At 45.0% G+C, this 6,796-nt stretch carries 6 protein-coding genes; 2 read left to right on the top strand and 4 right to left on the bottom strand.

The features are described from left to right. Positions 1–278 precede the first annotated feature (278 nt). Positions 279–785: a hypothetical protein gene (locus QUA77_RS15525; RefSeq protein ID WP_333451015.1), complete on the bottom strand. Its 507-nt coding sequence runs from the start codon at positions 783–785 to the stop codon at positions 279–281. A gap of 320 nt (positions 786–1,105) precedes the next feature. Here QUA77_RS15525 and QUA77_RS15520 point away from each other — a divergent pair, with 320 nt between their 5' ends. Then, on the top strand, positions 1,106–2,362 hold the full coding sequence (locus QUA77_RS15520; RefSeq protein ID WP_333451014.1) for an MFS transporter: 1,257 nt from the start codon (positions 1,106–1,108) through the stop codon (positions 2,360–2,362). Positions 2,363–2,536: 174 nt separating this feature from the next. On the opposite strand, the gene hisIE is transcribed toward QUA77_RS15520, so the two are convergent. Next, positions 2,537–3,187: a bifunctional phosphoribosyl-AMP cyclohydrolase/phosphoribosyl-ATP diphosphatase HisIE gene (gene hisIE / locus QUA77_RS15515; protein WP_333059734.1), complete on the bottom strand. Its 651-nt coding sequence runs from the start codon at positions 3,185–3,187 to the stop codon at positions 2,537–2,539. A gap of 351 nt (positions 3,188–3,538) precedes the next feature. On the opposite strand from hisIE, the gene hemL reads away from it, so the two are divergent. Continuing rightward, a complete protein-coding gene (hemL, locus tag QUA77_RS15510; protein ID WP_333451012.1) occupies positions 3,539–4,837 on the top strand; it encodes a glutamate-1-semialdehyde 2,1-aminomutase in 1,299 nt (432 codons plus the stop codon). Between the two features lie 239 nt (positions 4,838–5,076). Here hemL and QUA77_RS15505 read toward each other — a convergent pair whose 3' ends face one another. Beyond that, positions 5,077–5,478: a biopolymer transporter ExbD gene (locus QUA77_RS15505; protein WP_333035453.1), complete on the bottom strand. Its 402-nt coding sequence runs from the start codon at positions 5,476–5,478 to the stop codon at positions 5,077–5,079. After that, positions 5,462–6,121: a MotA/TolQ/ExbB proton channel family protein gene (locus QUA77_RS15500; RefSeq protein ID WP_333059736.1), complete on the bottom strand. Its 660-nt coding sequence runs from the start codon at positions 6,119–6,121 to the stop codon at positions 5,462–5,464. The genes QUA77_RS15505 and QUA77_RS15500 overlap by 17 nt, the downstream gene beginning before the upstream one ends. Between the last annotated feature and the right edge of the window lie 675 nt (positions 6,122–6,796).

The following is a 6,796-nucleotide window of genomic DNA, read 5'->3' as shown; positions in this document are numbered from 1 at the left end:
GCCTATCTTTTTTTAGCACACATTGGCTCAATCCTTACAAAGGTATGGGTTTCAGGCTGGTTGTTACCCCCCCAGCATCTGCGGTTAACATATTCTCTTTTTTTGACCGCAGATGAGGGCAGATAAACACAGATTAACGCAGATGAATACAGAAGGGCTGCAATTCAAGGCTCGTTTTCGATCGTTAAAATTTAAAAAATTAGCGGGGGGCGTGAAGTCACGCCCCCCGCTGCTGGTTGAGTTTTTTTTCTCAACTCAACATCTGAGCCTTGTGTCGATTAAACTTGGTTTTGGTAGCACCAGCCCAGCAGCGTACCGGCGACAGTCAACTTCAGCGCTTCCAATGCAAAATAGCCTTGGTGCAGTAGATTCATCCCGGCGGGCACTTCTGCTGCAGAATCGAACAGATTTAGCTGCATTCCCAAGGCGCTCATTTGGGGTGTCAGGGCGTAGGTGTCAATCAGGGCGATCGCCAGAAGTACCAATGATAATAAAATTGCTGTGCGGCTGCGCTTGCCGAAGTCACCGACTAAATTGCTCAAAACCATCAAACCCGTTGCCACCACGCCCGAACAGATTAACTCAACGCGGTTGAATCCCCAGAACATTAAATTGCCGGCCGTTGCAAACTCCGGAGATGTCGTCATGCCAGATACGTAGAGACTCGGCATAATTACTAGATCCAAAATCAGGCTAACGCTGAGCCAGAAAATTAGGGCAACCATGACAATTGCTTGCCAGCGCGGTTTGATTGATTCCACTCTTGATGTTGTAATAGCTGTCATATAATTAGACCCTCTAAAATTTTCTTCTGCCTTTTCTAGAGTTTAACTAACTTTTCTATAAAATCGTGTTAAGTATTTTTAAATTAATGGTAACTTTTGTGTAACAGACGCTGAAGAATTGTTAAGCTCACTTATGTTTTTCATCACCTCGGTTAACTAATACTAATTCGGAAAAAGTACGGAATAAATTAATAATTAATCACAGGACTTATGCACGGCGACCAAAGACACCTGTTTTTGACTCTGATTAAACACCGTAACGTATTTTTTATAAAAAACCAGGTTTCTGCCTCCAGAAATAACTCCTCATTCAACTGTATATGCCTAAATTTCAATTATCCTCTTGGTTGCCCCGTCTCCCCCCTCAAGTCTGGATTCTTGCCGCCGGCAGATTCCTCTCCCAAAGCGGCACCGGTTTTACTTTATTTTACGCGCCGATATTTTTTGTCGATCACGTGGGTTTATCTGCTACTGCTGTTGGGATTGGTTTGGGTAGCGGTTCAGTTTCGGGAATATTCGGCAGAATTTTGGGCGGTTCTTTTTGCGATTCTAAATTTTGGGGAAGGCGACGAACTTTATTGCTGGCGACAATTATTTCGGCTGCAGCTTCTTTTATACTGGCGGGGACTAATGATTTCCCCGGCTTAATTGCGGGCAATTTACTGATGGGTTTTGGTGTGGGTTTGTATTGGCCTCCAACCGAGACGATGGTGGCGGATTTAACTGAGGGCGAACAGCGACAGGAAGCTTTTGCTTTGACGCGGCTTGCTGATAATTTGGGTTTGCAAGTTGGGATTATTTTGGGTGGTTTGTTGATTGCAGTAACGGGGAATTATCGATCGCTCTTTATTATTGATGGAATCTCGTTTTTAGTGCTGTTTGCGGTGGTGGCGATCGCGATCTCCGAAACCTACAAACCAGCTAATCCAGGGGATAGAGGAAAAAAAAATCGGGAAAATGGTTGGATCGTGGCGCTGAGCGATCGCAGTCTTCTAGTTTATGCTTTAGTAAATACCCTGTTCACATTATATATTTCCCAAATCCAAACCACAATGCCGCTGTACTTTAGCAAGTTTGTCGCGGTGGGGACTACAACAGGCTTTTCCACAGGTACAATTACCGTTTTGTTTGCTTTTAGCACGTTTTTAACTGTGGCTTTGCAACTGCCGATTGTTAAAGCTTTGAGGCCGTTTTCCCACCCGAAAGCTTTGATGATTTCGGCGCTGCTGTGGGGAATGGGATTTATCGCGATCGGCTTGACGGGAATGGCTGCAACTGGCAATCTATTTTTAGCTGTTTTAGGCTTGAGTTTTTTGTCTGTTGCGACTGTTGCTTATACGCCTTTTGCTTCTGCTTTGGTGGTGGATTTAGCCCCAGAGTCGTTGCGGGGCGTGTATTTGGCCGTTAGTTCTCAGTGTTGGGCGATCGGCTATTTAATCGGGCCGCCGCTGGGCGGTGTGGCTTTGGATAGAGGTAAATGGGCCGCGGATAATTTTTGGTTGGGTTTGGCTCTTAGTGTGATTGTGGCTGTGGTTATTTTGCAAAAGCTCGATCGAATGTTGAAAACTAGAATCTAATATTCAGTTGTTCGTTGAAAACTAAGACCAAAAAACCCGGTTTCTGCCTCAATATCTCTCGGTTCGATACCACGATTTTTCAGAGAAACCGGGTTTGTGACCCCGCGTGCGTCCAAGATTGTAGTTATTAGCATTAACAGTCAACAGTCAACAGTTAACCGTCAACTAACTAATTTATTTTCGTCGATCGCCCAATTTGCGGTAAACTTCTCTTAAATCAACTTGATGGTGAGCCAAAGCAACCAAAGCGTGATAAAATAAATCCGCAACTTCCCCAGCAATCCCCTCTTTGTCGTCATCTTTGCAAGCCATTACAACTTCCGCCGACTCTTCGCCAATTTTCTTGAGAATCTTGTTGTCGCCACCCTCGAACAACTTGCAAGTATAAGAACTTTCGTTAGGATGGTCGCGGCGATCGCAAATTACCGCAAATAATTGAGATAACATATCCCCTGGCGGCGGTGAAATTTCCCCATCAACTTGGTGAAAACAACTTCTTTCTCCTGTGTGACAAGCAATATCTCCAACTTGTTCGACAGTGATTAACAAAGCATCGCTATCGCAGTCGTAACGCAGCCCTTTGACATTTTGAACGTGTCCCGAAGTCGCCCCTTTGTTCCAAAATTCGGCGCGCGATCGACTCCAGAACCAAGTTTGCCCGGTAGAGAGCGTTTTTTGCAGCGACTCCCGATTCATCCAGGCCATCATTAACACCGTACCGTCCAAATAATCTTGGACGATCGCAGGCACTAAACCGCGATCGTCGTAACGAATCTTTTCAATTGGGATCGATCGGCTCAAACTCGATAAATCAGTAGTAGACATAATTTTATTTCAACTTGGTAATCTAGATTAACGCTTTCCTGTCGGAGATTGTTTTTTTATTAACCGCAGAGAACGCAGAGGAGGCAGAGGAAGAGAGAAGATTAACCAAGTGATGGCTAAATTGTCAAGAACTATTTTACAAAAAATTACATTTTAGGGCGATTCCCTATGGGATAGCTTCGCTTCACGGTGCTAGTGCGACAAAGCCTAAAAAACCCAAGCTAGTATTGCTACTCATTGGTTTCTACCCTAAAATTTACTAGAATAGTTTCCTTGAATCGACCTAACCTTTATGTTGAACTGGCTATAAAATTATTCTACCAACAACAGACGTTCACTAAGGAGAAAACATTGGTTTCCACAACCTTGAAAACGACCAAATCAGAAGAAATTTTCGCCGCCGCCCAGAAGTTGATGCCAGGTGGCGTCAGTTCCCCCGTGCGCGCCTTCAAATCCGTAGGCGGACAGCCCATCGTCTTTGACAGGGTAAAAGGAGCCTACATTTGGGATGTTGACGAAAACCAATACATTGACTACGTAGGCACTTGGGGCCCAGCCATCTGCGGCCACGCCCACCCGGAAGTCATCAAAGCCCTGCACGAATCTTTAGAAAAAGGTACGAGTTTCGGCGCACCATCGGTGTTGGAAAACGTACTGGCCGAAATGGTCATCGATGCCGTTCCCAGCATTGAAATGGTGCGATTTGTCAACTCCGGCACCGAAGCCTGTATGGCCGTTTTGCGGCTGATGCGAGCTTTCACCGGACGCGATAAACTGATTAAATTTGAAGGCTGCTATCACGGGCACGCCGATATGTTCTTGGTAAAAGCCGGTTCCGGCGTCGCAACTCTGGGCCTTCCCGACTCCCCGGGCGTCCCGAAATCCACTACTGCCAATACCCTCAACGCTCCCTACAATGACTTAGAAGCAGTCAAAGCTTTATTTGCCGAAAATCCCGGCGAGATAGCAGGTGTAATTCTCGAACCAGTGGTGGGCAATGCCGGTTTTATTACCCCGGATGCAGGCTTTCTCGAAGGTTTGCGGGAAATTACTAAAGATAACGGTGCTTTGTTAGTTTTTGATGAAGTAATGACCGGTTTCCGCATCGCCTACGGCGGAGCTCAGGAAAGATTCGGTGTCACCCCGGATTTGACTACTTTGGGTAAAGTTATCGGTGGCGGTTTGCCGGTGGGAGCTTACGGGGGAAGGCGGGATATTATGGGGATGGTGGCTCCTGCTGGCCCGATGTATCAAGCGGGTACGCTTTCGGGAAATCCTTTGGCGATGACTGCTGGGATTAAGACTTTGGAATTGCTGCAAAAACCCGGCACTTACGAACAGTTGGATAAAATTACCAAAAAACTGTCTGACGGATTGCTAAAAATTGCTAAGGAAGCCGGACACGCAGTTTGGGGCGGGCAAATTAGCGGGATGTTTGGCTTGTTTTTTGCGGCTGGCCCGGTTCACAATTACGAGGATGCGAAGAAGTCGGATTTGACGAAGTTCAGCCGCTTTCACCGGGGAATGTTGGAGCACGGTATTTATCTTGCTCCTTCGCAGTTTGAGGCGGGATTTACTTCTTTGGCTCATACTGAGGAAGATATCGATCGAACTTTGGCGGCAGCGCGTGAAGTGATGGCAAGTATTTAACGTGTGTAGTAAGGATGTTCGTCCTTAAAACTCAGGAATAAATAATTAAAGTCCTTGCTGTTTTTTTGCAGTAAGGACTTTAATTTTTAACTGCTTTATCAAAAAATAAAGTCCTGAATCGTACAGACTATTCAGGACTACCTTTTAATCAGGCTTACAGGCTTTTTTAGTAAATTTTCACGGGGTAATTCCTGTTTAAGGGTGTGGGAAAATTAAAAATTAGTAATTATAGGAACTCTCTACTTTGCCGTAGCAATCCCTAACTTAGCTCCCTTAATTCGGCGTAATCGATCCATAACTTCCACAACATTTCCGTGATAGACGCTTTTATCCGCATTCAGCACAATTAAGGCGCTCGGATTTGACCCCATGACTTGTCGCACCGTACTCTCAATCTGGTCTAAGTTGACTGACTTTTTATCAACCATGAATTTTCCCTGAGCATCAAGCGTGACGGTAATTTTAGCAGGCGAGTCCTGAACTTGAGAGGTTGATGCTTTCGGTAAATTTACGGGTAGACCCTCGGATTTGGATAAAGACAAAGAGGAAACAATGAAAAACGTCAATATGGCGAAGGTTACATCAATCAGTGGCACGATGTTGATCTGGGGAATACTATCAGGTTCATCGGGTAGGCGCATAGTTAGATTCTCTTGGTAGTTTTTCGTAGTGGTGACGGTACAATAGCTCTAGCTGGCCTCCGGCTTCTTGCATAAAAGCTATCTGCTGTAAGTAAAACCCCCGAAACATATTAGCAAATACGAGCGTAAAGATTGCCACCACTAACCCCATTGCCGTAGAAACGAGGGCTTCGCTAATCCCCCCGGTAACGCCCGCGGCATTGGTGCCTGCAGCATCTCCCAGTTTGAGGGAGTCAAAGGTGGTAATTAAGCCCAAAACTGTTCCGAGCAACCCAAATAGCGGGGAGAGGGTGATAATGGTGTCAAATATTGTATTGAATCGCTTCAAAACGGGGATTTCTGCCTGAGCTGCACTCTCTAAGACCAAACGAAATTCTTCGATGTTGGGCGAGTCTAATTCTAATGCTTCCAAAAAAATTCTGGCTAACGGCAAATCAGCGTTTACTTGTAACTTTTTGATGGCGGAATCCGGGTTTTGACTGTAAAGTCTTAGCACTTCCCGGACGACCCGCCGCTGTCGCCGATTCACTTTAAACCAAAAGACAAGACGCTCTAAAATCAGTGCGACTGCTGCGATTGACGAGGCAAGCAGCGGCCAAGAAACAATGCCCCCAGCGCGAAAAATGTAAATGAAATTATCCATTAGTTTGTATTCTCGTTAGCTGTGTTGAGTGATCGCAAGCTGCCTAATGTTGCAATTAGCCCGATCGAAGGCTGGTAGAGTTTCTGCGTCAAGTCGGCACAAGTGATTCAGACTGCGAATTGTTGCACTCAAGGGCGATCGCGCGATCGCACAAACGCATTACCTGTATGTGACTATCTTCGTCTTTACCCAAAATGCTTCTACTGCGATCTCGACCGATTTTTCTCCCAGTGCTTGCTAAAAATTTCCGTTAGGACTTGACAATAATCTTCAATAATTTAAAAGATTCTCAACTAGGTTTCCACAAAATTCAGGGTTTGTCAAGCCATCATCCAAAATAAAAAATAATATTTACTTATTCAATTTATCCACCTAATTGGATATGCTTATAGAAAGTATTCTCTGAAAAGCTTGAGAATATTGAAATTTATTGGTAGATTACGGGCTAAAGTATTGTATTTAAGGCATTGTGGAACCTTGCCCTGCCAGAATCAGAACATTGACAGCACCCACGAGAGCGACGTAGGCGCACCCAAAGGAAATGCTGATTGGTAGTATCTACTCGCTATATCAAAATAAAATAATGAAAATTAATTGCAAGAGTCTTGAACAGGGTGACAGTCTTCTTATAGGATGGGTAGGTTCATCAGTGATAGCAAGCTCAACCCGCATTTG

This window comes from Microcoleus sp. K5-D4 (assembly GCF_036704575.1).
Classification (GTDB): domain Bacteria; phylum Cyanobacteriota; class Cyanobacteriia; order Cyanobacteriales; family Microcoleaceae; genus Microcoleus.
The sequence above is the reverse complement of the archived record's forward strand: the minus strand, read 5'-3'. Positions and strand labels throughout refer to the sequence as shown.